General features: G+C 59.3%; 24 protein-coding genes. 11 read left to right on the top strand and 13 right to left on the bottom strand.

What is annotated here, in order from left to right:
- Positions 1-100: 100 nt before the first annotated feature.
- The 3 genes from groL to J4721_RS14620 form a co-directional block, all read right to left on the bottom strand.
- A complete protein-coding gene (gene groL / locus J4721_RS14630) occupies positions 101-1,753 on the bottom strand; it encodes a chaperonin GroEL (protein WP_014875396.1) in 1,653 nt (550 codons plus the stop codon).
- Positions 1,754-1,831: 78 nt separating this feature from the next.
- The gene (locus J4721_RS14625; RefSeq protein WP_014875397.1) at positions 1,832-2,119 is read right to left on the bottom strand and encodes a co-chaperone GroES; all 288 of its coding nucleotides are present in this window, start codon (positions 2,117-2,119) and stop codon (positions 1,832-1,834) included.
- 169 nt (positions 2,120-2,288) lie between these two features.
- The gene (locus tag J4721_RS14620) at positions 2,289-2,999 is read right to left on the bottom strand and encodes a DUF2161 domain-containing phosphodiesterase (protein WP_014875398.1); all 711 of its coding nucleotides are present in this window, start codon (positions 2,997-2,999) and stop codon (positions 2,289-2,291) included.
- Positions 3,000-3,199: 200 nt separating this feature from the next.
- On the opposite strand from J4721_RS14620, the gene J4721_RS14615 reads away from it, so the two are divergent.
- Positions 3,200-4,120 (top strand): manganese-dependent inorganic pyrophosphatase, encoded by a 921-nt coding sequence (locus J4721_RS14615; protein WP_014875399.1) that lies wholly within the window; start codon positions 3,200-3,202, stop codon positions 4,118-4,120.
- Between the two features lie 360 nt (positions 4,121-4,480).
- Here J4721_RS14615 and J4721_RS14610 read toward each other — a convergent pair whose 3' ends face one another.
- Positions 4,481-6,370, bottom strand: coding sequence for a methyl-accepting chemotaxis protein (locus J4721_RS14610; protein WP_371816081.1), 1,890 nt, complete (start codon positions 6,368-6,370; stop codon positions 4,481-4,483).
- Positions 6,371-6,579: 209 nt separating this feature from the next.
- Between J4721_RS14610 and J4721_RS14605 the strand changes: the two genes are divergently transcribed.
- From J4721_RS14605 to J4721_RS14585, 5 genes are all read left to right on the top strand, one after another.
- Positions 6,580-7,455 (top strand): TIGR01459 family HAD-type hydrolase, encoded by an 876-nt coding sequence (locus J4721_RS14605; protein ID WP_211002996.1) that lies wholly within the window; start codon positions 6,580-6,582, stop codon positions 7,453-7,455.
- A 143-nt stretch (positions 7,456-7,598) separates the two neighbouring features.
- The gene (locus tag J4721_RS14600) at positions 7,599-8,042 is read left to right on the top strand and encodes a MaoC family dehydratase (protein ID WP_014875402.1); all 444 of its coding nucleotides are present in this window, start codon (positions 7,599-7,601) and stop codon (positions 8,040-8,042) included.
- An 81-nt stretch (positions 8,043-8,123) separates the two neighbouring features.
- Positions 8,124-9,056, top strand: coding sequence for a bifunctional riboflavin kinase/FAD synthetase (locus J4721_RS14595; protein WP_014875403.1), 933 nt, complete (start codon positions 8,124-8,126; stop codon positions 9,054-9,056).
- A complete protein-coding gene (locus tag J4721_RS14590) occupies positions 9,053-9,523 on the top strand; it encodes a YcgN family cysteine cluster protein (protein ID WP_014875404.1) in 471 nt (156 codons plus the stop codon). Before J4721_RS14595 ends, J4721_RS14590 begins: the two co-directional genes overlap by 4 nt.
- On the top strand, positions 9,524-10,558 hold the full coding sequence (locus tag J4721_RS14585) for a low specificity L-threonine aldolase (RefSeq protein WP_102873810.1): 1,035 nt from the start codon (positions 9,524-9,526) through the stop codon (positions 10,556-10,558).
- A 36-nt stretch (positions 10,559-10,594) separates the two neighbouring features.
- Here J4721_RS14585 and J4721_RS14580 read toward each other — a convergent pair whose 3' ends face one another.
- The gene (locus tag J4721_RS14580; protein WP_102873809.1) at positions 10,595-11,470 is read right to left on the bottom strand and encodes a LysR family transcriptional regulator; all 876 of its coding nucleotides are present in this window, start codon (positions 11,468-11,470) and stop codon (positions 10,595-10,597) included.
- Between the two features lie 91 nt (positions 11,471-11,561).
- Here J4721_RS14580 and J4721_RS14575 point away from each other — a divergent pair, with 91 nt between their 5' ends.
- Positions 11,562-11,996, top strand: coding sequence for a hypothetical protein (locus J4721_RS14575; protein WP_014875407.1), 435 nt, complete (start codon positions 11,562-11,564; stop codon positions 11,994-11,996).
- A 103-nt stretch (positions 11,997-12,099) separates the two neighbouring features.
- Here the strand turns inward: J4721_RS14575 and J4721_RS14570 are convergent, their stop codons facing one another.
- On the bottom strand, positions 12,100-12,957 hold the full coding sequence (locus J4721_RS14570) for an alpha/beta fold hydrolase (protein ID WP_102849474.1): 858 nt from the start codon (positions 12,955-12,957) through the stop codon (positions 12,100-12,102).
- A gap of 215 nt (positions 12,958-13,172) precedes the next feature.
- Here J4721_RS14570 and J4721_RS14565 point away from each other — a divergent pair, with 215 nt between their 5' ends.
- Together J4721_RS14565 and J4721_RS14560 are read left to right on the top strand one after the other, a co-directional pair.
- On the top strand, positions 13,173-14,192 hold the full coding sequence (locus tag J4721_RS14565; protein ID WP_014875409.1) for a ribose-phosphate pyrophosphokinase: 1,020 nt from the start codon (positions 13,173-13,175) through the stop codon (positions 14,190-14,192).
- 142 nt (positions 14,193-14,334) lie between these two features.
- On the top strand, positions 14,335-14,712 hold the full coding sequence (locus J4721_RS14560) for a GFA family protein (RefSeq protein WP_102873808.1): 378 nt from the start codon (positions 14,335-14,337) through the stop codon (positions 14,710-14,712).
- Positions 14,713-14,718: 6 nt separating this feature from the next.
- Here J4721_RS14560 and J4721_RS14555 read toward each other — a convergent pair whose 3' ends face one another.
- The 7 genes from J4721_RS14555 to J4721_RS14525 all read right to left on the bottom strand — a co-directional run bounded on the left by J4721_RS14555 (position 14,719) and on the right by J4721_RS14525 (position 21,368).
- Positions 14,719-15,069: an H-type lectin domain-containing protein gene (locus J4721_RS14555; RefSeq protein WP_014875411.1), complete on the bottom strand. Its 351-nt coding sequence runs from the start codon at positions 15,067-15,069 to the stop codon at positions 14,719-14,721.
- Between the two features lie 133 nt (positions 15,070-15,202).
- Entirely contained in the window at positions 15,203-15,616 is a 414-nt protein-coding gene (locus J4721_RS14550; protein WP_014875412.1) for a F0F1 ATP synthase subunit epsilon, read from the bottom strand.
- A gap of 11 nt (positions 15,617-15,627) precedes the next feature.
- Entirely contained in the window at positions 15,628-17,052 is a 1,425-nt protein-coding gene (atpD, locus tag J4721_RS14545) for a F0F1 ATP synthase subunit beta (protein ID WP_014875413.1), read from the bottom strand.
- Positions 17,053-17,072: 20 nt separating this feature from the next.
- Positions 17,073-17,954 (bottom strand): F0F1 ATP synthase subunit gamma, encoded by an 882-nt coding sequence (locus J4721_RS14540; protein WP_014875414.1) that lies wholly within the window; start codon positions 17,952-17,954, stop codon positions 17,073-17,075.
- 14 nt (positions 17,955-17,968) lie between these two features.
- A complete protein-coding gene (gene atpA / locus J4721_RS14535; RefSeq protein WP_014875415.1) occupies positions 17,969-19,507 on the bottom strand; it encodes a F0F1 ATP synthase subunit alpha in 1,539 nt (512 codons plus the stop codon).
- Positions 19,508-20,068 carry a F0F1 ATP synthase subunit delta gene (locus J4721_RS14530; RefSeq protein WP_076616570.1) on the bottom strand — a complete coding sequence of 187 codons (561 nt, stop codon included), beginning with the start codon at positions 20,066-20,068 and terminating at the stop codon, positions 19,508-19,510. It abuts the gene before it with no gap.
- 553 nt (positions 20,069-20,621) lie between these two features.
- Positions 20,622-21,368 (bottom strand): class I SAM-dependent methyltransferase, encoded by a 747-nt coding sequence (locus tag J4721_RS14525; protein WP_014880758.1) that lies wholly within the window; start codon positions 21,366-21,368, stop codon positions 20,622-20,624.
- A 65-nt stretch (positions 21,369-21,433) separates the two neighbouring features.
- Here J4721_RS14525 and gloB point away from each other — a divergent pair, with 65 nt between their 5' ends.
- Positions 21,434-22,207, top strand: coding sequence for a hydroxyacylglutathione hydrolase (gene gloB, locus J4721_RS14520; RefSeq protein ID WP_211002997.1), 774 nt, complete (start codon positions 21,434-21,436; stop codon positions 22,205-22,207).
- A 182-nt stretch (positions 22,208-22,389) separates the two neighbouring features.
- Entirely contained in the window at positions 22,390-24,711 is a 2,322-nt protein-coding gene (gene clpA, locus J4721_RS14515) for an ATP-dependent Clp protease ATP-binding subunit ClpA (RefSeq protein WP_014875419.1), read from the top strand.
- The last annotated feature ends 3 nt before the right edge of the window (positions 24,712-24,714 follow it).

Genomic DNA, 24,714 nt, shown 5'->3' with positions numbered 1-24,714 from the left:
CAGCCCCAATTCTCAACATCATAAGCGACGGACGTCTGGCAGATTGGCCTATGCGGCCAATCGCCTTTTGCCTCATCCCAAATCCCAATGGGATTTGGGATTACATCATGCCGCCCATGCCGCCCATGCCGCCCATGTCGGGCATGCCGCCGCCGGCGCCTGCACCGTCTTTGGACGGTTTGTCGGCAACCATGGCTTCGGTGGTGATCAGCAGACCGGCAACCGATGCTGCGTCTTCCAGAGCGGTACGCGCCACTTTGGCCGGATCAATCACACCAAAGGCGAACATATCGCCATATTCTTCGGTCTGAGCGTTGAAGCCAAAGTTGTTGTCGGAGCTTTCGCGGACCTTGCCGGCCACAACAGCACCGTCGACACCGGCGTTTTCAGCGATCTGGCGCAGAGGCGCTTCGATTGCTTTACGCACGATTACGATACCAGCGTTCTGGTCTGCGTTGGCGCCTTCGAGGCCTTCCAGCGCTTTGCCGGCCTGAACCAGAGCAACACCACCGCCGACGATCACGCCTTCCTGCACAGCTGCGCGGGTCGCGTTCAGAGCATCGTCCACACGGTCTTTGCGCTCTTTCACTTCAACTTCGGTCATACCACCGACGCGGATCACGGCAACACCGCCTGCCAGTTTGGCAACGCGCTCTTGCAGCTTTTCACGGTCGTAGTCCGAAGTGGTCTCTTCGATCTGAGCGCGGATCTGGGCAACACGTGCTTCGATCTCGGCTTTTTCGCCTGCACCGTCGACGATGGTGGTTTCGTCCTTGGTGATTTCGATCTTCTTGGCGGTGCCCAGCATGTCCATGGTCACCGACTCAAGCTTCATGCCCAGATCTTCGGAGATCACCTGGCCGCCGGTCAGGATCGCGATGTCCTGCAGCATGGCCTTACGACGGTCGCCAAAGCCCGGTGCCTTAACAGCAGCAATTTTCAGGCCGCCACGCAGTTTGTTGACCACGAGGGTCGCCAGCGCTTCGCCTTCAACATCTTCTGCAATGATCAGCAGCGGCTTCTGCGACTGGATCACCTGCTCCAGCAGCGGCACCATCGCCTGCAGCGAGGAGAGTTTCTTTTCGTGCAGCAGGATCATGCAGTCTTCGAGATCTGCAACCATCTTGTCGGCGTTGGTCACGAAGTAGGGCGACAGGTAGCCGCGGTCGAACTGCATGCCTTCGACAACAGTGGTCTCTGTTTCCAGACCCTTGTTTTCTTCGACGGTGATCACGCCTTCATTGCCGACTTTCTGCATCGCGTCAGCAATCTGCTGACCGATTTCAGATTCGCCGTTGGCGGAAATTGTGCCGACCTGTGCAACTTCTGCGGAATCTTTGACTTCGCGGGCCATTGCCTTGATGCCTTCGACCACTTTGGCCGTTGCCAGGTCGATGCCGCGCTTCAGATCCATCGGGTTCAGGCCAGCAGCAACCTGCTTCAGGCCTTCTTTAACGATCGCCTGTGCCAGAACGGTCGCAGTGGTGGTGCCGTCGCCAGCTTCATCGTTGGTGCGGGAAGCAACTTCCTTTACCATCTGGGCGCCCATGTTTTCGAACTTGTCTTCCAGTTCGATTTCTTTGGCAACCGAGACACCGTCTTTGGTGATGCGCGGTGCGCCAAAAGATTTGTCCAGCACAACGTTGCGGCCTTTGGGGCCCAGGGTCACTTTCACAGCATCAGCCAGAATGTTGACGCCGTTCAGCATACGGTTGCGGGCATCGGTGTCGAATTTGACGTCCTTAGCAGCCATTGTTTACTCTCCTAGAGAAATTCGTGTGTTTAAGCGAGGAATGGGATTCAGAGTAGAGCTCAGGAAAATCCTGGAGATTTACTCGATGATACCCATGATGTCGCTTTCTTTCATCATCAGCAGCTCTTCGCCATCGACGGTGACCTCAGTACCCGACCATTTGCCGAACAGGATCTTGTCGCCTGCGGAAACAGCCATCGCGATCAGCTCGCCGCTGTCCTTGCGTGCGCCTTCGCCGGTTGCGACCACTTGGCCTTCGCTCGGCTTTTCCTTGGCGGAATCAGGGATGATCAGACCACCAGCGGTTTTTTCTTCGCTTTCGGTGCGACGGACCAGCACGCGGTCATGAAGCGGTTTCAATGCCATCTTTGTAGCTCCTTAAAGGCTCAAAGGTTGTTGTCTCGCCCCCCTGCTCCCCGCAGGAGGTGTTAGCACTCAACACAACTGAGTGCTAACGAAGGAATAGCTAGGCAGGGTACGCGCGCCTGTCAACAGGTTGGTTGGGAAATTTTGTGGCAATTTTCTGACCTGCGCGTCAGCCCTGCTCCGCACCTGAGCGCGTCGCATCAATCGGCTCCGTCGGCTCCCAGCTATGCGCCCAATGGACCAGCCCTGCCCGGCCTGCTTCCGTCAGCTGATAGACACCGGTCTGCACCCGCATGAACCAGCCATAGTGATTGCTCGCCATGATCCGCGTCGCTTGGGGAACATTTGCCATCTTGGCCACAACCGCGCCTTTGCTTGGCCCGTGTTCGGCCAGATGGGCGGCACAGCGCAGGGCATCCTGACGATAGGCTGTGACAATGCCGTGCCGTGTGGCGCCGCCTGCGTTGGGATCGCCCTGAAGGCGCTGAAACTCGCGCAGCAGGCGCGTTTGTTTTTTCGCTGACTTACGCGGCGCATATGGCCCCGGATCGCACTGCACCTCGGTTCGCCCGTCCGGTAGCACGGTAATCAGCCCCAGCCCCAGACGCCTGCACATCGACAGATTGTCCTTTAGCATTCGCCGCGCCTGACGTCCCGATGGTTTGGGAACCGCGACATAGACCAGATCGCTCAGCGCGAGCCGGGTGATCGCCTGATGAAACAGGGACAGCGAAAACCGCAGTTTCAGCTCCACGATGACCGGCGGCTCATCACCACGACAGGCAACCACATCAGCTGCACCAACCTCACCTTTGACGGTGTAACCCTGGCTCTCGAACAGGGCCTTTACAGGCGGGTAGAGCTGATCTTCGCGGTCCATAGCACGATGGTAGCCGCGACCGCGCCGAAGGAAAAGCAGTTGGTCACGATCGCCAGCCTGTTGCCTTAGATCGGGACCCGTCGGCGCAGATTTGCACAAACAACATAGCCGCCTTGATCAGACACCGGCCCGGGGTGACAAGCCCCCTCCCCGTGCCTATAAGACGCGCAAAATTCCGGCACTTGCATAGGACACATGTCATGACCACCTTCGTCTTCGGCCATAAATCCCCTGACACCGACTCCACCGGCTCCGCGATCATCTGGTCTTGGTATCTGAACCAGATCAAAGCTGTCGAAGCGGCGCCGAAACTGCTGGGCGAACCCAACACCGAGGCGGCCTTCATGCTGCAGCACTGGGGGCTGGACAAGCCGGAGATCATCGCAGACATCGCCGATGATCAGCCTGTCGTGATCGTCGACACCAACAACCCCGCCGAACTGCCCGCCAATATCAACGGCGCCGATATCCAGGCAATCATTGATCACCATAAACTGGTTGGCGGCCTGGAAACAAAAGGCCCGATCAACATCCGCATCGAGCCGGTCGCCTGCACCGCGACCATCATGTGGAAGATGATCGGCGCAGATCTGGCCCAGGCCCCGCGCGAAATCAAAGGCGCGATGCTGACCTGTATCCTGAGCGACACGCTGGAGTTCCGCTCCCCAACCACAACCCAGGAAGACAAGGCCGTGGCCTATAGCCTGGCCGAAGATCTGGGCGTGGATATCGCCGCCTATGCCGCCGAGATGTTCGCCGCGAAATCCGACGTTTCGGCCTTTTCCGACGCGGAACTCCTGCGGATGGATTCAAAAGAATATGCGGTCGAAGGCACCAAGTTCCGCGTCTCCGTTCTGGAAACCACCGCTCCCGCCGTGGTTCTGGACCGCAAGGCGTCGCTGATGGAGACCATGACATCTGTGGCCGAAGAGGACGGTGTTGATCAGGTCCTGCTGTTCGTCGTGGATATCCTGAAGGAAGAGGCCACGTTGCTTGTTCCCAATGATCTGGTCCGCACCCTCGCCTCCAAAAGCTTTGATGCCACAGCCGAAGGCGATACCGTCGTTCTGCCCGGCGTGATGAGCCGTAAGAAACAGATTATCCCCAATCTGGCAATCTGAGGTCGCTGGATCTGAAAGCACTGTGGTTAAGCGGCTGTCTGCTGCTGCCGCAATCTGATTTTTAGAATGCGGAGCTTGTAGCGAGCTTCGCATTTTTCGTTTTTTTGGAACGATCCCCGCAGAGGGGCCATCGACTCATAGCACTCGCCAGCTGTCCTCGCCGCGACGTACACCTCTGCCGGGGTTTCCCATGGTGCGCAGGTTTTCACACACCACCATCCCAGGCTACGCATAGACCGGCCTCATTCGAACCGACCGGGTCCCGTCCACTTTCACATCGGCGTCATGTGAAGTGCCTGCACCCCAGGAGGGCGCAACCAAGGCGCGCAGTGTCAGCCGCGCGCCTTGGTCCGATCAGTGTCATGCGAAATTGGCGACTGCATCGTCATCAGCCCAGCCATCACCGCCTGTCGGCGCCGCCGATTTCTGCGATGACTTACCGTGATTGTTCCAGTCATCGATGCCGTCGCCTGAAACGGACCCATGTGCGGAGACCTCGTTGTAATCTTCCCAACGTTCCTCATCCGGATGACCCGCCTCGACCGCCGCCGCCGCGCGTTTGGCCGTAGAGGAGGACCCGCCCTCGACCCCATCGGATGACAGCAGGATAAATTGACTGACGATCTGATTGAGACCGTAGGTCTCGCTGTTCATCTTCAGAATGGCCGCACCGGATTCCTCAACCATTGCAGCATTCTGCTGGGTAACATTGTCCAGCTGTGCAACCCCGATATTGATCTCATTCAGCCCCTGCGCCTGCTCACCGGACTCCGATGATATTCCGGAAACCAAGGTGGCGATATTGACCACTTCGCCGACAACCTGCGAGAGGGCCTTGCCAGCGCTATCGACCTTTTCAACGCCCTCCTCGACCGTTCTGGTGCTGGCTGTGATCAGCGTTTTGATTTCATTGGCCGCATCCGAGGACCGTTGCGCCAATGCGCGCACCTCGGAGGCCACCACCGCAAAGCCGCGACCAACCTCACCGGCCCGGGCGGCCTCAACACCTGCGTTCAGGGCGAGCAGATTGGTCTGGAAGGCGATATCATCAATGACGCCGATGATCTGCGAGATCTGACCCGAGGATCGCTCAATCTCGTTCATCGCTTCGATTGCACCTTCGACAACCCGACCACTGTTTTCAACATCCTTGCGCGCGGAATCCACCGCACCTTCCACCGCTTTGGCATTTTTCGCGGAGTTACTGACACTGACGGTCATCTCTTCCAGCGCAGCTGCCGTTTCTTCCAGCGTGGCCGCCTGGCTTTCCGTGCGGGCAGACATATCCTCGGCACCGCTCCGGATTTCGTCAGACTGGGCCTGAATAGCCGCACTTGCCTTGACCACCTGCGCCATAACCTCGTTCAGCTTATCTACAGTTTCGTTGTAGTTGATCCTGAGCGGATCGTAGTCGGAACCAAAGCTCTCGTTGATCTGATCGCTGAAATCGCCCGCCGCGAGCCGCTGCAAGCCCTGACGCAACCGGTCGATCACCTTTTCGCTCTCGCCCCGCAGCGCATTCTGTTTTTCCAACTCGTCGATGACGCGTCCAGATACCCGGTCGATGTCATGGGCAATCTGACCAAAGTCATCTCCACGCATGCGGGCTTCGACCTTCAGGCCAAAATCCCCTTCGGCGACTTCTCGCAGGGCCTCGCGCATGCGGTCGATTGGGCGCACGATATTCAAGGTCATCTTGCGGGCGTTGTAGATGCTGATCAAGACCAGCAGGACGGACGTTCCCAACAGTATATAGAGAAGCATCATATCATGGGCTCGCGCGGAATTGGCTGTTTCAATTGCTGCCTGCTCAATCCAATCGCTGAGAGGGTGTAGCTTTGTGTTCAGCGCCTTGTAGCTCTCCTCGAACGCATCGAGGCCCGCTTCAGCTGCGACCCTATCCGTCATTGCCAACTCAGCCAGAGCAACACCTTGTGTCAAAAACGCATCCACTTCGGGCACCATTCCCTCAACCTGAGCAAGAGCTTTCGGTGGCAACGTGTCCCGTTTCAGCAATTCGAGGTTGGCGCGTATTTCTTCACCGACCTCTACAACTCTTGCACGCAACTCCTCTCGCTCAGCAGCTGTCGCGTGATCCCCCGCCAGCACAAGGTAGAGCACCTCCGCGTGCAGCTCTTCGTGTAGCAGGTCGACTTTCAACTCATGGCGCACCGTTTTGGTCACATCAATCTGACGTTCCAATTCCAGTTCGCTCTGCCAGAGGCTGTAAACAGATATCAAAGCAAGCACCAAGATCGTGAAAACCGATACCGCCCCCGAAATCATAAATCGGGTTTTTGTGGAAATAGTTCGAAACATCACAGCACACCTCAGGGTTGAAACTCTTTCTCGTTCTACGCCTCGGTCGTTAAAAAACTGGAAATGGGGCCAATCTGGTCAAATACCGCACGCTCTGCCATAGCTTTAGGCACCGGAAAATCATGCGAAAGATCAGCCCCATGACTCAGATCATTTCCTCACTCGCAGAGGTCTCAAACCAATACAAAGCCCTGTTCGTCGATCTGTGGGGCTGCGTTCACAATGGAATCACCGCCTACCCCGAAGCGGTGGCCGCGCTGCAGACCTATCGCAAGAACGGCGGGATTGTTGTGCTACTGACCAACTCACCCAAACCGCGCGCCGGGGTTGCGGCCCAGCTGGGCGACTTTGGTGTGCCGGGCGATGCCTATGACACCATCGCCACCTCGGGCGACTCTGCGCGGGCGGCGATGTTCAATGGCGCGGTCGGAAGCAAAGTCTATTTCATGGGTGAATGGGAGCGCGACGCCGGGTTCTTCGAACCCTTGAAAATGCTGGACGATCCGCTTGACGTTGTCCGGGTGCCGCTCAGGGAGGCTGAGGGCATCGTCTGCTGCGGTCCTTTTGACACCCAAGCGGACCCTGACGTGAACCGGCCCGACTTTCTTTATGCCAAGCAGATGGGCCTGAAGCTGCTCTGCGCAAACCCCGACATCGTGGTCGACCGAGGCGAAACCCGGGAATGGTGCGCCGGTGCGCTGGCCCGGCTTTATACCGAAATGGGTGGTGAGAGCCTCTATTTCGGGAAACCCCATCCCCCGATCTATGATCTGGCGCGGCGGCGTCTGGCGGAACTGGGTCAGGACATCGCTGATCGCGACATTCTGGCAATCGGCGATGGGCCGCATACAGATGTCGCCGGCGCCATGGGAGAGGGTCTGGACTCACTGTTCATCACAGGTGGACTTGCAGCAAAAGAGACCAAAACAGATCATCAGCCGGACGAAACTGCGCTAACCCAATACTTGGAAAAGGAAAATTCTGCGCCGACCTATTCCATCGGCAAATTGCGCTAAGTCAGAAAGCACTTGATTTTCTGCAGTTGCGAAGTAATAAAGTTGCCGTAACGAGTAAATATTTGCCCGATTGTTTCCGACCCGCATTGAAGCTGCGCACAGGAAACAATCGGCCGCAAATCTACGGCAACCGGGAGAGGCACATGTTGGACAATTTTCCACGCGGAACCATCTGCATCGAAGACATCGAAATGGGGATGGTGCGTTACCTTCGCAAAGAGGTAACCGATAAGGACATCGAAATGTTCGCCGAAGTCTCGACCGATCATAATCCTGTACATCTGGATGAGGATTACGCCCAGGATACGATGTTTCAGGGGCGCATTGCCCATGGGATGCTCACAGCCGGGCTGATCTCTGCGGTGATCGGAGAGCAGCTGCCCGGCCACGGCACCATCTACATGAGCCAGTCGCTGAAGTTCCTTGCCCCGGTGCGCCCAGGCGATCTGGTTCTGGCGGAGGTCGAGGTGACCGGCATCGAAATCGACAAGCGGCGGGTCAAGCTGGATTGCCGCTGCATGGTCGACGGCAAGAAGGTGTTGATCGGTGAGGCCATGGTGATGGCGCCCTCTCGCAAATTTGATTGAGCCAAGGCTGCCCGGCAGCAACCGGCACCAACCCGCGGCATGGCTCTTGCAAGCGCGCGTCGGCGCGGCTAGGCAGTGGCCATGCGCATTATCCGTGACTTTCAATTCGTAGATCCAAAGGATCGTGGAGCCGTCGCCGCCATCGGCAATTTCGACGGGGTTCATCGCGGCCATCAATCGGTCATCGACCTGGCTCGCGAGGCGGAGCCGCAAGCACCGCTGGGAGTGATGACATTTGAGCCGCACCCACGAGAGTTCTTTGCCCCGGATGCCAAGCCATTCCGGCTAATGTCAGCAGAGGCGCGCGCCTCTCGGCTGGAAAAACTGGGGGTCGAGCGCCTCTATCAGTTGAACTTCAACGCGGCTTTGTCTGGCCTCACACCCGAAGCTTTTGCGCGCAAAGTCATCGCTGACGGCTTGGGACTGCGGCATGTGGTTGTCGGCTCCGACTTCTGTTTCGGCAAAGGGCGCGCGGGCACAGCCGAAGATCTCAAACGCTTTGGCGAGGATATGGGGTTTGGTGTGACCATCGCCCCGCTGATGGAATACTCCGAGGATACCGTGTCCTCCACCGCAATTCGCCGTGCATTGAGTGACGGACGCCCGCGGGATGCGGCCAATATGTTGGGCCATTGGCACCGGATTGAGGGTGAAGTGATTGGCGGCGAACAGCGCGGTCGTGAATTGGGCTATCCCACCGCAAACATGTCGATCGACGGGCTGCATCAGCCTGCCTTTGGCGTCTATGCCGTGCTGGTTGACGTGCTCGATGGCCCCCATCAGGGCAGCTATCACGGGGCGGCCTCCGTCGGGGTGCGCCCGATGTTCGATGGCAGCCACCCCAACATTGAAACCTTTCTGTTTGATTTCACCGGGAACCTCTATGGCGCAACGCTGTCTGTCGGTCTGGTAGAATACCTGCGCCCGGAAATGACTTTCGACGGGCTGGACGGGTTGCTGGCGCAGATGGACGCGGATTGCACACAGGCACGCAGCCTTTTGGCGACCCTATGAGCGACGGTATTGATCGCAACGGGCTGGCCAAACGGTTCTGGGAAAAGAAACCGCTGGCGAAGCTGAACAACCGTGAGTGGGAGGCGCTTTGTGACGGCTGCGGCAAGTGTTGTCTCAACAAGCTGGAAGACGAAGACAGTGGCGAGGTTGCGTTGACCCGTGTTGCCTGCCGCCTGCTGGATGATGCCACCTGCCGCTGCGCCCACTATGAAAACCGTCACCAGTTCGTCCCGGAATGTATCGTGCTGAAACCGGACAATCTGGACACGCACGCCTATTGGATGCCACAGACCTGCGCCTATCGCCTGCTTTGGGAGGGCAAGCCCCTGCCCGACTGGCATCCCTTGATCACCGGTGATCCGGCAAGTGTGCATGAGGCCGGTGTCTCGGTGCGCGGCTGGACGGTCTCCGAATTCGACACGCCCGAAGAAGACTGGGAAGAGCATATTATCGAGGAGCCGCTCTAAATGCATTTTGCCTCTGACAACTCCGGCCCGGCCAATCCTGAAATCCTCGCGGCTCTGAGCGCTGCTAACACCGGCTATGCCATGGGCTATGGCGCCGATGAGGAGATGGCCAAGGTCACCTCCCGCATTCGCGAGATCTTTGAAGCACCACAGGCTGCAGTCTACCTCGTCGCAACCGGCACTGCCGCCAATGTGCTGGCGCTCTCAACGCTGTCGCAGCCCTGGCAGACACTGTTCTGCACCCGACAGGCACATATCAATGTCGATGAATGCAACGGGCCTGAGTTTTACACCGGCGGCGCCAAGCTGACGCTGGTGAGCGATGCTGACAAGATGACCCCCGCCGATCTGCGCCAAGCCCTTGAGGGCGAGGAAAATCGAGGCGTCCACGGGCCGCAGCGCGGTCCGGTCTCGATCACTCAGGTGACGGAATTCGGCACGGTCTACACTTTGGATGAGCTGCGCGCGCTCTGTGATGTGTCCAAATCCTATGGTCTGCCAGTACATCTGGACGGGGCCCGTTTTACCAATGCGCTGGTCTCTCTTGGCTGCACCCCGGCGGAGATGACGTGGAAAGCAGGCGTCGATGTCGTGTCCTTTGGCGGCACCAAGAACGGCTGCATGGGCGTCGAGGCGGTGATCTTCTTCGATCCGGCAAAGGCCCAGGAGTTTGAATACCGGCGCAAGCGCGGCGCGCATCTGTTCTCCAAACACCGCTATCTGTCGGCGCAGATGCTGGCCTATCTGACCGATGATTTGTGGCTGCGAAACGCCAGCGCCGCCAATGCAAAAGCCGCGCGTCTGGCTGCGGGCTTGCGCGATGCTGGGGCCCACTTCAGTCACGATCCGCAGGCCAATATGATCTTTGCCGCGCTGCCCCGCGCGACCCATCAGCGGCTGTTCGATGCAGGCGCCGTCTATCATCTGTGGGACGGAACCCTGGACGGCGCTGCAGAGGAAGCGGTCACAGCTCGCTTTGTCTGTGACTGGTCTGTTGGCGACGATCAGATCGACGCGTTTCTGGCGCTTCTTTAACGCATTTCCTGAGGGCGGCAGTGCCAAAGGCCGCCTTCAGATTACCGCCACTGAGGCCAGAGGCATGGCGTCCATGACGCTCTCACGGTTCAGGAAATGCCGGGCCATGTCGCCTGCAAACCCGGTCTTGCGGTAACCGACACCAACCACGCGCGTCACCGAGTCAACGTCCGAAATCTCACGCAACACGATGCCACGCTGGGCCTCGCCATGAGAGATCGGCATCAGCGCAACCCCCAACCCGGCTGCCACCAGCTCCATCAGCTGGGCATCATGGATCGCGCTGGCCGCCATCCGCAGCCCGGCCACCGGCGCCTCCTCCTGTCCCAGCTCGGTCAGAAAGCGATCCGCGCTGGGGCAGTAAGGGCGTGCAATCAGCGCCTCCCCGGCAAGATCCGCGAGGGTCAGCTTCGCCTTCGCCAACAGCGGATGGGCGCTGTGAAGCGCCAGGCCGTAACGCTCCTGCCAAAGCGGGTGAAACCCACAACCACGTGGCAGACAGCTTTCAGCGACAAACTGCAGATCAGCCTGAAGCGCATCATCGGTGAATTGGAACTGCGCCCGCGGCACCGCACGGCGGATCCGGGCCAGTCCGGCATCAAACGGCGCCATCATCACATCCGGTGCGCAATACACCCGCACCACACGCGCCACATGACCTTTCAGCCGCGCCTCTAGCTGGCTCACCTGTGCCAGAACGCCGCCGGCCTGGCTGTACAGTTCATGGCCAAGCGCAGTTGGCGTCAGCCCATCTCTGCTGCGGTGAAACAGCGGCCCGTCATAGCGGTCTTCAAGCCGGGCAATTGCAGCGGAGACCGATGGCTGGCGTACATCGCAGGCGCGGGCTGCGGCGCTGAAGGTCCCCAGCTCATAGGCGGCACGGAAATATCGAAGCGGTGTAAGATCATCCATAGATCAAAACTATAGCAAGGATAGGGGTAAGAGCAATTCCCTATACCTGAATTCTTTGCGAGCCTGTTTCCACACCCAACAGGAGAGCACCATGTCCGCAACCAATCTGGCCACCGCCCCCGGCACCGATACCACATCGCAACCTGCAATCGAGCAGCTCCTCCGGCTGTTTGAAGCGGGTGATCCGGCGCTGATGGGCTTCATCGCAGCGGACATTGATTTCCGCATCGATCATTATCGCGACAGCGATGGTGTCGACGTCAGCTGGCAACAGGCCACGGATATTGAAGGCTTTGGCGTGATCCTGTCCCGGCTGGGGCCGGAGGTGTTTCCACAGGGTACAAAGATCGTCGGACTTAGCTCGCAGGATCTGGGCGATGGCTGGTACAACACCCGCTTTCACCAACGCTATCACTACGCGGTTCGCGGCCGCATGGTGGAAAGCGTCACCTTCATCCTGTCGCATCAAGCGGATGGCAAGATTGACTATTTTCGCGAAACCGTCACCACGGTGAACGATATCTGATCCCACAATCCCGCCCAATGACCCTCAAAAATGCAAAGCCGGGGCACAGTGCGGCCTCGGCTTTGTATGGTCTGTCAGCCCTGCAAGGGACGTGATGGATATCTTACGCCTCAGACCGCGCCACCTCCGGCCAGAAACCCTGCAGCAACGCTGCGGTTTCAGCAGGATGGGTGATCGGCAGCATATGTCCGGCGCTGTCAATCCGGCGGCAGGTGACATCCTGCAGCCGTGCTGCCAGCGCACGAATGACCTCATGCATGATGGGTTGGCTCTTGCCGCCATCAATCAGCAGACAGGGCATCGTCACGCGCGCCAGCTTTTCCGGTGTCAGCACCCCCAGCATATCTTCATAGACCTGTGTATCGCAGGCCATCACCGCTGGAAAACTGCGCACCATGGCATCCCGGGCGCTTTCGGGCAGGTCGTTCCACTTTGGATGGCCAGCCCCCCAGGCCCGGTTGAACAGCCGTGTCGCATGTTCAACGTCGCCATTCAGATATGTTTCGCGCACCGTCATATGATCCCTGCGCAGCGCCTCCAGCGCCTCCGGATCGCTGGTCTCCGCTGCGGTCGCCAGCGAAAAGAACACCGGCTCAACCATCACCAGTGATCGCACCAGATCCGGGCGCATCTGGGCCATTGCCAAAACAACAGTGGCGCCAAAAGAATGACCGATGAGATCAAGCGGACCCTCTTTGGCGAGGTTCTCGGCCTCAATCAGGGCCAGACCTGCCTCTGCGTTGCGGAGCTGCAGCAACCCTTTGCCATCCCAGTCCGGGCTCCGGCCGTGGGACAACATGTCAAAACTGGAGACCGTCACCTGTTCTTCCAGAATAGTAGCCAATCCACGCCAGGCACCCGAGTGAGCAAGCGAGCAATGAACGGCCACCACCTTTCTGGGGCCACATCCAAAAACATGGCTGGCAACGGGCTGCGCCAGCCCGGTAGAAATCGCCACCATTATTGCCACCGCGTTGTGGCTATGAGGCCACCCTCAACCAACGCCATTGTTTCCCGCGCCTCCCTGCAACCCCAGCAGGTTTCCCCTGCTCTGTCGTTTGCCACCATGGGCCTGTTCTCCCGCATTAAATCTAGGCGCGAGGGTACGCCCATGCTAAGCGGGGTTCAACATCACGAATCTGTCACACTGCCATTGCTGCCTGGGGATAACAGCCAATGCCGACCTTGAACGAACCCAAGCTGATTGCTGGGAACGCCAATCTTCCGCTTGCCGAAACCATTACCCGCCGCATGTCGATGCACCGCGGTGTCGATCAGGGCCTCGTTGATGCCCGAGTCGAACGGTTCAACGACGGCGAGATCTTCGTCGAAGTCTATGAGAACGTCCGCGGCGAGGACATGTTCATCATTCAGCCGACCTCAAACCCGGCCAATGACAACCTGATGGAGCTGCTGATCATCGCTGACGCACTGCGCCGTTCGTCGGCCCAGCGTATCACTGCTGTCATTCCGTATTTCGGCTACGCCCGTCAGGATCGCCGCACCAAGGCACGCACCCCGATTTCGGCCAAACTGGTTGCCAATATGCTGACCGGAGCGGGCATCGAACGGGTGCTGACCATGGATCTGCATGCCGCTCAGATTCAGGGCTTCTTTGATATTCCCGTGGACAACCTTTATGCGTCGCCGATCTTTGCACTGGATGTGAAGAACCAGTTCAAGGACAGCATGGACGAAATCATGGTGGTCTCGCCCGACGTCGGCGGCGTGGCCCGCGCGCGTGAGTTGGCCAAACGCATCAACGCACCGCTCTCGATCGTGGACAAGCGCCGCGAAAAGGCGGGTGAAGTTGCCGAGATGACTGTGATCGGCGATGTGACCGACAAGATCTGCCTGATCATCGATGACATGTGCGACACCGCCGGCACCCTCTGCAAGGCGGCGCAGGTGCTGCTCGACAACGGCGCCAAAGAGGTCCACGCCTATATCACCCACGGGGTGATGAGCGGTCCTGCCGTGGAACGTGTGACCAATTCCGTGATGAAATCGCTGGTGCTGACCGATACCATTCAGCCGACCGATGCGGTGCTCGGCGCGCCGAACATCCGCATCCTGCCGACCGCACCCCTGTTTACTCAGGCGATCCTCAACATCTGGCACGGCACCTCGGTGTCCTCGCTGTTTGAGGACAAGACACTGGTGCCGATCTACGAGTCGCTGTCGCGCAACGGCTAAGCCTCGTCTACAAACGCTGAGAAATTGAACCCCACGCCCGGCACCCGGCGCGTGGGGTTTTTCGTGGCACCCCCCTGCCCTGTCATCGCCCCGGTAGAATTGTTACGCTGCCACAACATATCCCAAAGCCGGAGAGAGCAGCATGAAACACTATCAGGGTGGCTGCCTGTGCGGGGCCGTCAGGATCACCACATCTGGTCCGCCGCTCAGGGTTGGCATCTGCCATTGCCGGGACTGCCGCAGACACCACGGGGCATTGTTTTATGCCGCCGCGATCTTTCCCGAGCAGGCGGTACGCATTGAAGGCAGCCCACACCAATATCAGGGCCGCTCTTTCTGCAGCACTTGCGGGTCGTCAGTCTTTGCCCAATCCGGGGATGAAATCGAGGTGCATCTGGGTAGCCTGGACAACACAGACGGCTTGACGCCTGACTATGAGGTCTGGTGCCGCCGCCGCGAGCACTGGTTACCACAGTTCACGGACACAGCCTGTTACGAAAGGGACAGAGACGGCGACTAGAGCCGTCTAAGGCACGTCCCAATCATCCGCAAAGGGCAAGCTGCCAATCGCCAGCCAGGAGGCGCGGATGCGCGCGATACGGCTGTCGTTCCAGGTGCGAAACACCACATCAAACCCCTCTGTCGTGATGGTATCGGCGACCAGTTCAGCCCGGAGCGCGGCCCCGGAATCGATGTCCATCAGCGAACTGGAAAGATGCACCACAGGCAGCTCGGCAAAGGGTTCGGAAAACCGCACGCTGCGACGACGCTCACGCGGGCCGGCCCCCGTCCACATGGTTCCGCCGTTCTCGAACTCCGAGAAAACCTCAATATCGCCCTGCTCCACCCCAAGCCTGGGGCTGTGTACCCGTTTCATACTGCGTGCCTGCCCCCGGGACTGCGCCCGGCCTGTTTTTTGCTCTTTGCATTATCTACGCCGCAAGAGTGCCAAAAAACAAAACCGGCCCGCAAGGGGCCGGTTCAATTTCTTGTGCCATGGTTCTGACAGGTCAGAGGCTCATATGGGTGCCCAGGGCTTCCATATCGGCGAGCAGCTTGGCCGCATCCTCAACGAGACCATGCGGTTGATCGGTGTCCTGCACGGTCTTGTAGGTCGTGCGGGCCTCTTCAATCAGCTCGTCCAGTTGCGCGCGTGTCAGCTGGTCCATGGGGATTGCCTTCTCAGCAAGGACAGACAGACCGTCAGCGCCGATTTCAGCAAAGCCACCGGTGACCAGATATTCCGATGTGCCTTGCGGGCTTTCGACCCGCAGGACACCCGGACGCAGCGTGGTGATGGTCGGCGCATGATTGGCCATAGCCGTCATGTCGCCTTCCGCGCCGGGGATCATTACCGCGGTCACCGGGAGCGACGCCAGGCGGCGCTCCGGGCTCACGAGGTCGAATTGCATCGTATCAGCCATCAGGGCCCTCCTTAGGCCGCGTCAGCAGCCATTTTTTCGGCTTTTGCGATCACTTCATCAATGCCGCCAACCATGTAGAAGGCGCCTTCAGGCAGGTGATCGTATTCGCCGGCCACAACGGCCTTGAACGACTTGATGGTGTCCTCAAGCGGAACCTGCTTGCCGTCTGCGCCGGTGAAGACCTTTGCAACGTCGAACGGCTGGGACAGGAAGCGCTGGATCTTACGCGCACGGGTCACGGTCAGCTTGTCCTCTTCGGACAGTTCGTCCATGCCCAGGATCGCGATGATGTCCTGCAGCGACTTGTAGCGCTGGAGGATCTGCTGAACATCGGACGCCACGGCATAGTGCTCTTCGCCAACGATGGACGGGTCCATCAGACGCGAAGTGGAGTCGAGCGGGTCAACAGCCGGGTAGATACCCAGTTCCGAGATCGAACGGTTAAGAACGGTGGTCGCGTCCAGGTGGGCAAAGGTGGTTGCCGGTGCCGGGTCGGTAAGGTCGTCCGCGGGAACATACACAGCCTGGATCGAGGTGATCGAACCGTTCTTGGTGGAGGTAATGCGTTCCTGCATCGCACCCATGTCGGTGGCCAGTGTCGGCTGGTAGCCCACAGCGGAAGGGATACGCCCAAGCAGAGCCGAAACCTCGGAACCCGCCTGAGTGAAGCGGAAGATGTTGTCGACGAAGAACAGAACGTCGGTACCGGACTGGTCACGGAACTGTTCCGCCAGGGTCAGACCGGTCAGAGCAACACGGGCACGCGCACCCGGAGGCTCGTTCATCTGGCCATAGACCAGAGCAACCTGCGACTCTTCCAGGTTATCGGGTTTGATAACGTTGGATTCGATCATCTCGTGGTAGAGGTCGTTGCCCTCACGGGTCCGCTCACCAACACCCGCGAACACGGAGAAGCCCGAGTGCACTTTTGCAATGTTGTTGATCAGTTCCATGATGAGAACGGTTTTGCCAACGCCGGCGCCGCCGAACAGACCAATTTTACCACCCTTGGCGTAGGGGGCCAGCAGGTCGATCACCTTGATGCCGGTAACCAGCACTTCGGATTCGGTGGACTGGTCGCTGAACTCGGGCGCGGGCTGGTGAATGGCGCGAGTTTCCGCAGCCACAACAGGGCCCTGCTCGTCAACGGGCTCACCCACAACGTTCAGGATCCGGCCCAGGGTTGCGTTGCCGACGGGGATCGAGATCGGTGCGTCGGTGTCAGCGACGGCCTGACCACGAACCAGACCTTCGGTCGCGTCCATCGCGATGGTACGGACAGTGTTTTCACCCAGGTGCTGGGCAACTTCCAGAACCAGTGTCTTGCCATTGTTGTCGGTGGTCAGCGCGTTCAAGATCGCCGGCAGGTGGCCGTCGAATTGCACGTCCACAACGGCGCCGATGATCTGGGTCACCTTGCCTTTTGCATTTGCCATGTTTCGTCTCCGGTTTTCTTTTAGAGCGCCTCAGCGCCCGAAATAATTTCAATCAGCTCGTTGGTGATCACGGCCTGACGCGAGCGGTTGAACTCGATGGTCAGCTTGTCGATCATCTCGCCCGCGTTGCGGGTGGCGTTGTCCATCGCGCTCATCCGGGCACCCTGTTCGGAGGCCCCGTTTTCCAGCAGCGCTGCAAAGATCTGCGTTGCGACACCGCGCGGCAGCAGATCGGCCAGAATGGCTTCTTCGCTGGGCTCGTAGTCGTAGACGGCAGAGCTGGTCGCAGCGTCGTCTTCCTTGGCATCAAAGGACGCCGGGATCACCTGCTGGGCAGTCGGCACCTGGGTCACAACGTTCACGAACTTCGCGTAGAAGAGCGTAGCAACATCGAAATCCCCGGCGTCGAAGCGGGCCAGAACATCCTTGGCGATGTCCTGCGCGTTGGCGTAGCCAAGGCGTTTGACTTCGCTCAGATCCACGTGGCCGACAAAATAATCGCCAAGGTCGCGTTTCATTGCGTCCCGGCCTTTTTTGCCAACCGTCAGGATCTTGACAGTCTTGCCCGCCGCGACCAGCGCCTGGGCCTTGGCCCGCGCCAGCTTGGCGATATTGGAATTGAAGCCCCCGCAAAGCCCGCGTTCGGCGGTCAGCACGACCAGGAGATGAACCTGGTCGCTACCGGTGCCGGCAAGCAGTTTGGGTGCAGAATCGCTGCCACCAACAGATGCGGCCAGCCCGGCCATAACGGCGTTGAACCGTTCGGCGTAGGGACGCGCATCCTCGGCAGCCTCTTGGGCGCGGCGCAGTTTTGCAGCCGCGACCATCTGCATGGCCTTGGTGATCTTGCGGGTCGATTTGACCGACGCGATCCTGTTTTTAAGGTCTTTAAGGTTAGGCAACGCCTGATCCCCCCTTAAGCGAAGTCAGCTGCGAACGCGTCCAGAGCTGCTTTGATCTTGTCGGCTGCGTCACCCTTGATCTTCGGATCTTCGGTGGTGATCCAGTCAAGTAGGTCCTGATGCTTGCTGCGCAGATGCGCCAGCAGGCCAGCCTCGTAACGGCCGACTGCTTTCACGTCGACTTTGTCGAGGTAACCGTTGGTACCTGCAAAGATCACACAAACGATCTCGGCGTTGGTCAGCGGTGCGTACTGCGGCTGTTTCATCAGCTCGGTCAGGCGGGCACCACGGTTCAGCAGCTGCTGGGTCGCGGCGTCCAAATCGGAGCCGAACTGTGCAAAGGCTGCCATTTCGCGGTACTGCGCCAGTTCCAGCTTAACCGGACCAGCAACGGATTTCATTGCATTGGTCTGCGCCGAGGAACCCACACGCGACACTGACAGACCGGTGTTCACAGCAGGACGGATGCCCTGATAGAACAGTTCGGTTTCCAGGAAGATCTGACCGTCGGTGATCGAGATCACGTTGGTCGGAATAAACGCGGACACGTCGCCGCCTTGGGTTTCGATCACGGGCAGCGCGGTCAACGAGCCTGCACCGAATTCTTCGTTCAGCTTTGCGGAACGCTCCAGCAGACGGGAGTGCAGGTAGAAAACGTCACCAGGATAGGCTTCACGGCCCGGCGGACGACGCAGCAGCAGGGACATCTGGCGGTAGGCCACGGCCTGCTTGGAGAGGTCATCATAAACGATCAGCGCGTGCTTGCCGCTGTCGCGGAAGTATTCGGCCATCGCGGTCGCGGCGTAAGGCGCCAGGAACTGCATAGGAGCCGGTTCGGACGCGGTTGCGGCAACCACGATCGAGTATTCCATCGCACCGGTTTCTTCCAGCTTTTTCACCAGCTGAGCCACGGTCGAGCGCTTCTGGCCGATCGCGACATAAACACAGTACAGTTTCTTGGATTCATCGTCACCAGCGGCGTCGTTGTAGACTTTCTGGTTCAGGATCGCGTCCAGAGCAACGGCAGTTTTACCGGTCTGACGGTCACCAATGATCAGCTCTCGCTGGCCACGGCCGATCGGGATCATCGCGTCAACGGACTTGAGGCCGGTTGCCATCGGCTCGTGAACCGATTTACGCGGAATGATGCCCGGTGCTTTTACGTCAGCAACCTTACGCTCCTTGGCGTTGATCGGGCCCTTGCCATCCAGCGGGTTGCCCAGACCATCGACAACGCGGCCCAGCAGCTCGGGGCCAGCGGGAACGTCCACGATGGAGTTGGTGCGCTTGACGGTGTCACCTTCTTTGATGTCACGGTCGGAGCCGAAGATAACGATACCGACATTGTCGGCTTCGAGGTTCAGCGCCATGCCCATGATGCCGCCGGGGAATTCGACCATCTCGCCGGCCTGGACATTGTCGAGACCGTACACACGGGCGATACCGTCACCAACGGACAGCACGCGGCCAATCTCTGCCACCTCAGCTTCTTGACCAAAATTCTTGATCTGGTCTTTCAGGATCGCAGAAATCTCTGCTGCTTGGATACCCATTTATCCGACCTCTTTCATTGCGTTCTGTAGGGAGTTGAGCTTGGAGCGGATCGAGTTATCGATCATCTTCGAGCCCACTTTAACGACGAGACCGCCAATGATGCTTTCATCGACGGTTGCATTGATCACGACCTTCTTGCCAGTGCGCTCGGCCAATGTCTTGGCCAGTTTTTCGCTCTGGGTCTTGGTCAGCGCCTTGGCCGATGTGACATCGGCGGTAATCTCACCACGGGTTTCAGCCAGGCGTACGCGCAGGGCGTCAATCAGCGCAGGAACCACAAACAGGCGGCGCTTTTCGGCCATCAGCGTCAGCGCATTGCTCAAAACCGGGTCCAGGCCCATTTTCTTGGCAATTGCGGTGATCGCTGTTCCCTGCTCCTGACGCGACACCAGGGGTGACGTGATCAGGTCGCGGAGATCTTCGCTATCCGCCAAAGCGGCAGACAGGTCATTGATGCTGGTTTCAAGGCTATCAAGCGCCTTGCTCTCTTCGGCGATCTCAAAGATCGCGGTGGCATAGCGCGCGGCAATGCCTGCGGAGATCGAAGCTGGTTCGGACACGTCCACCCTTCCGATATTGGCCCCGGTTGGCTGACCTAGTGCAGGCGGCGTCCGGGGGCGTGAGGTCTCCCCACAATTTGGTGGGGCGTCAAAATCAGCGTGGATGTAGCAGAGCGTTGGCAACCTATCAACTGCCTTGGACGGCAAGGCGAAAAAGGAAGTTCCAAGCGTTTTCAAACGATTAGACGATAACACCCGATGAAACGACAGAACATGCGTCAAAAAAACCAACTTTAGGGGTCAATTTTGCGATTCCAAATCAGCAAAAAACGCGCCTTGCAGGTGAAAAAACCTCCAAACCGTCGAAAATGAGCGCTGAAAGCGCGATTTTGAACCATCAGCGGGGAATCAAGCCGCCAACCGCTCGGGGCGGGCTCCCGTCACGTCACCTCACCCACAGCGCCGAGATTAAGACCTGCCTATTTGAGGCCGCCCGATTTTGCGCCGTCTGTCCAGCCCAGGGCACCCGCGACGCAGCGTCCTGCGCTGACGACCCACCGTCAACCGGCGCAGAAACCGGCCAAGGTGATCACGTTCGAGACATCGCGCAGGCTCAGGCCGGTTCCGGAAGCGGGTTGGACAGCCCTTCCAAAACCCGGATCGGACTGGGCGGGCGCAGCCGGGTCATCTCACCACGTTGAGAATGCACCTGCTTGCTGACCTCAACCAAAAACACTCCGCCCCCCAGCATCGCCGGCAACCGGTCCCCCATACGTTCAAACAATGGGCCAGACTTCAGCCAGAAACGGCGCTGACTGGGCGGCAGGTAGAGCGCCGCAGAATGCCGCTCCACGGTGAACTGATGCAGGCGCAGCTGATTTTCCACCTGGCTCAGCGTATAGGGCCGCCCAAACCCGAACGGGGTCACATCCGAGCGCGCCCAGAGACCGGCACGGTTGGGCACCACAAAGACGGCGCGCCCGCCCGGTCCCAGCACCCGCCAGCATTCTTCCAGAAGATGCGACGGCCGGTCCGAGGTCTCAAGCCCGTGCAGCAGCACCAGCCGGTCGACATGCCCGGTTTCAATCGGCCAGGCAGTCTCCGCACAGAGAACCGAGACATTGGGCATTCCCGCAGGCCACTGCATCACCCCCTGTGGTCCCGGCATCAGCGCAATCACCCGTCGCGCCTCGGCCAGATAGGGGCGCAACAAAGGTGCGGCAAAGCCAAAACCGGCAACCGTTTGCCCTGCGGCTTCGGGCCACAACTCCAGCAGCCGCCCACGGATCGACGCCTGCGCCGCCCGCCCCAGGGTGCTGCGATAATAGAAATTCCTCAGATCCTGAACATCAAGATGCATTGCGGGCGTCCGTTGCTTGGGCCAATCTGAGGCCAGTCGCCGTCAGTTTACCTATCGAGAAGCGAATGACCATGCCCCTTGAGATCGTTACCCTGCCTTGTCTCTCCGACAACTATGCCTTTTTGCTGCACAATGCCGAAACCGGTCGCACTGCGCTTGTGGATGCCCCAGAAGCCGCGGCCATCCGATCCGAACTGGAGCGGCGCGGATGGGGGCTGGACCAGATCCTGCTCACGCATCATCACTGGGACCATATCGACGGCGTCGCGGATCTGCGAACGGCCTATGATCCGCAGGTCATCGGTGCCAGCGCCGATGTCCACCGCCTGCCCGATCTGGATCTGGCAGTGGCAGAAGGCGACAGCTTCACCTGCCTGGGCGAGGAAGTCAGCGTGCTGGATGTTTCCGGACATACGATCGGACATATCGCCTTTCACATTCCCAGCGCAGCCGCAGTCTTCACCGCTGACAGCCTGATGGCGCTGGGATGTGGTCGCTTGTTTGAGGGGACACCGGACCAGATGTGGCAGAGTCTGCAGAAACTCGCAGCCCTGCCGGGAGAAACAACGGTCTATTCCGGCCATGAATACACCCAGTCCAATGCCCGTTTCGCACTTACGATCGAGCCGGACAACGCCGCGCTGCAACACCGCTGCAAAGCTATTGATGCCGCCTGTGCCAAAGGAGAAGCAACCGTGCCCTCACAGTTGCAGGAGGAGCTGGACACCAACCCTTTCCTGCGGGCCCATCTCGACAGCCTCAAACAGGCGGTTGGCATGACGGGGGCCTCCGCTGCGGAGGTGTTTGCCGAAATCCGGGCGCGAAAGGACAAGTTTTGACCGCGCCAGGCCCCTTTTCACGGCACAGTCACGATAAATGTGACAAGAAATTGCAAGAAAGAACTTGAAGCCGGGCACGTATCAACCAAACTCTAATACTATCAGGACATGGTTGGACTGTGGAAGGCTAGGCATCCGTCCCGCAGCCTCACCGCCAACCCAAGACCAAGAGGAGCACGCCCGTGCCTTCATTCTCGAGCACTTTGGAACAGGCCATTCACGCCGCGCTTGCGCTGGCAAACGAACGGCGTCATGAATTTGCAACCCTGGAACACCTGCTGCTTGCCCTGCTGGACGAGCCTGAGGCGGCGCGCGTCATGCGCGCCTGCAGCGTGGACCTCACCGAGTTGCGCGCGACCCTTGTTGAATTTGTCGATGAGGATCTCGCCAATCTGGTCACTGATATCGACGGCTCAGAAGCGGTTCCCACCGCTGCCTTCCAGCGCGTGATCCAACGCGCGGCCATCCACGTTCAAAGCTCCGGCCGTACCGAAGTCACGGGCGCCAATGTTCTGGTGGCCATCTTCGCAGAGCGTGAGAGCGACGCGGCCTACTTCCTGCAGGATCAGGACATGACCCGCTATGATGCGGTGAATTTTATCGCTCATGGTGTGGCCAAGGATCCGGCCTTCGGTGAATCCCGCCCGGTCTCCGGCTCCCCGGAGGTCGAGGATGAGCCCCAGCCCACCACCGAGGGTGACAAGAAAGAGAGCGCGCTGGCGAAATACTGCGTCGATCTCAATGAGAAATCCCGCGAAGGTGACATTGACCCCCTGATCGGGCGCAGCCACGAGGTTGAGCGCTGCATTCAGGTGCTGTGCCGCCGCCGCAAAAACAATCCGCTTCTTGTCGGCGATCCCGGCGTTGGCAAAACCGCCATCGCCGAAGGTCTGGCACGTAAGATTGTCGCCGGTGAAACCCCTGAGGTCCTGTCGGAAACCACCATCTACTCGCTCGACATGGGCGCGCTGCTGGCAGGCACCCGCTATCGCGGCGACTTTGAGGAACGTCTGAAAGCTGTGGTGACCGAGCTGGAGGATCACCCCGACGCAGTGCTGTTCATCGATGAGATCCACACTGTGATCGGCGCCGGGGCCACCTCCGGCGGGGCGATGGATGCCTCCAACCTGCTGAAGCCTGCGCTTCAGGGCGGTAAGCTGCGCACGATGGGGTCCACCACCTACAAGGAATTCCGTCAGCATTTCGAGAAGGACCGCGCCCTGTCACGCCGGTTCCAGAAAATCGACGTGAATGAGCCTTCGGTTGAGGATTCCATTGAAATCCTGAAGGGCCTGAAACCCTATTTCGAGGACCATCACGGCATCCGCTTTACCAGCGATGCGATCAAATCTGCGGTCGAACTGTCGGCCCGTTACATCAATGATCGCAAACTGCCGGACAAGGCCATCGACGTCATTGATGAGGCCGGCGCCGCCCAGCATCTGGTGGTGGAAAGCAAGCGCCGCAAGACCATCGGCGTCAAGGAGATCGAGGCCGTTGTCGCCAAGATCGCCCGCATCCCGCCGAAGAACGTCTCCAAGGACGACGCCGAAGTGCTGAAGGATCTGGAACGCTCGCTGAAACGCGTGGTGTTTGGTCAGGACGCCGCAATCGACGCCCTGTCCAGCGCCATCAAACTGGCGCGGGCGGGCCTGCGCGAGCCAGAAAAACCCATTGGCAACTACCTCTTTGCAGGCCCCACCGGTGTCGGCAAAACAGAAGTGGCCAAACAGCTCGCCGATACGCTCGGCGTGGAACTGCTGCGGTTCGACATGTCGGAATATATGGAGAAACACGCGGTCTCCCGTCTGATCGGCGCGCCTCCGGGCTATGTCGGCTTTGATCAGGGCGGCCTGTTGACCGATGGCGTTGACCAGCATCCCCATTGTGTGCTGCTGCTCGATGAAATCGAGAAGGCACACCCGGATGTCTTCAACATCCTGTTGCAGGTGATGGACAATGGCCAGCTGACCGACCACAACGGCCGTACGGTGAATTTCCGCAATGTTGTGCTGATCATGACCTCAAACGCCGGCGCATCTGAGCAGGCGAAGGCCGCCATCGGGTTCGGTCGTGACCGGCGCGAGGGAGAGGACACTGCTGCGATTGAGCGGACTTTCACGCCGGAATTCCGCAACCGTCTGGACGCAGTCATTTCCTTCGCACCGCTGCCAAAGGATGTCATCCTGCAGGTGGTCGAGAAATTTGTCCTGCAGCTGGAAGCCCAGCTGATGGATCGCAATGTCTCGATCGAATTGACCCGCAAGGCAGCCGAATGGCTGGCGGACAAGGGCTATGACGACCGGATGGGCGCACGTCCTTTGGGTCGCGTTATTCAGGAACACATCAAGAAACCGCTGGCTGAGGAGCTGCTGTTCGGCAAACTCGCCAAAGGGGGCCTTGTTAAGGTCGGCATCAAGGATGGCAAGCTGGATCTCAGGATTGAAGGCCCAGCCAAACCGCGCATCTCCGGAGACAAGCCGCCCCTTCTGACGGCTGAGTAACCC

The organism is Phaeobacter sp. HS011 (assembly GCF_018101215.1).
In the GTDB taxonomy this organism is placed as follows: Bacteria; Pseudomonadota; Alphaproteobacteria; order Rhodobacterales; family Rhodobacteraceae; genus Phaeobacter; species Phaeobacter inhibens.
The sequence above is the reverse complement of the archived record's forward strand: the minus strand, read 5'-3'. Positions and strand labels throughout refer to the sequence as shown.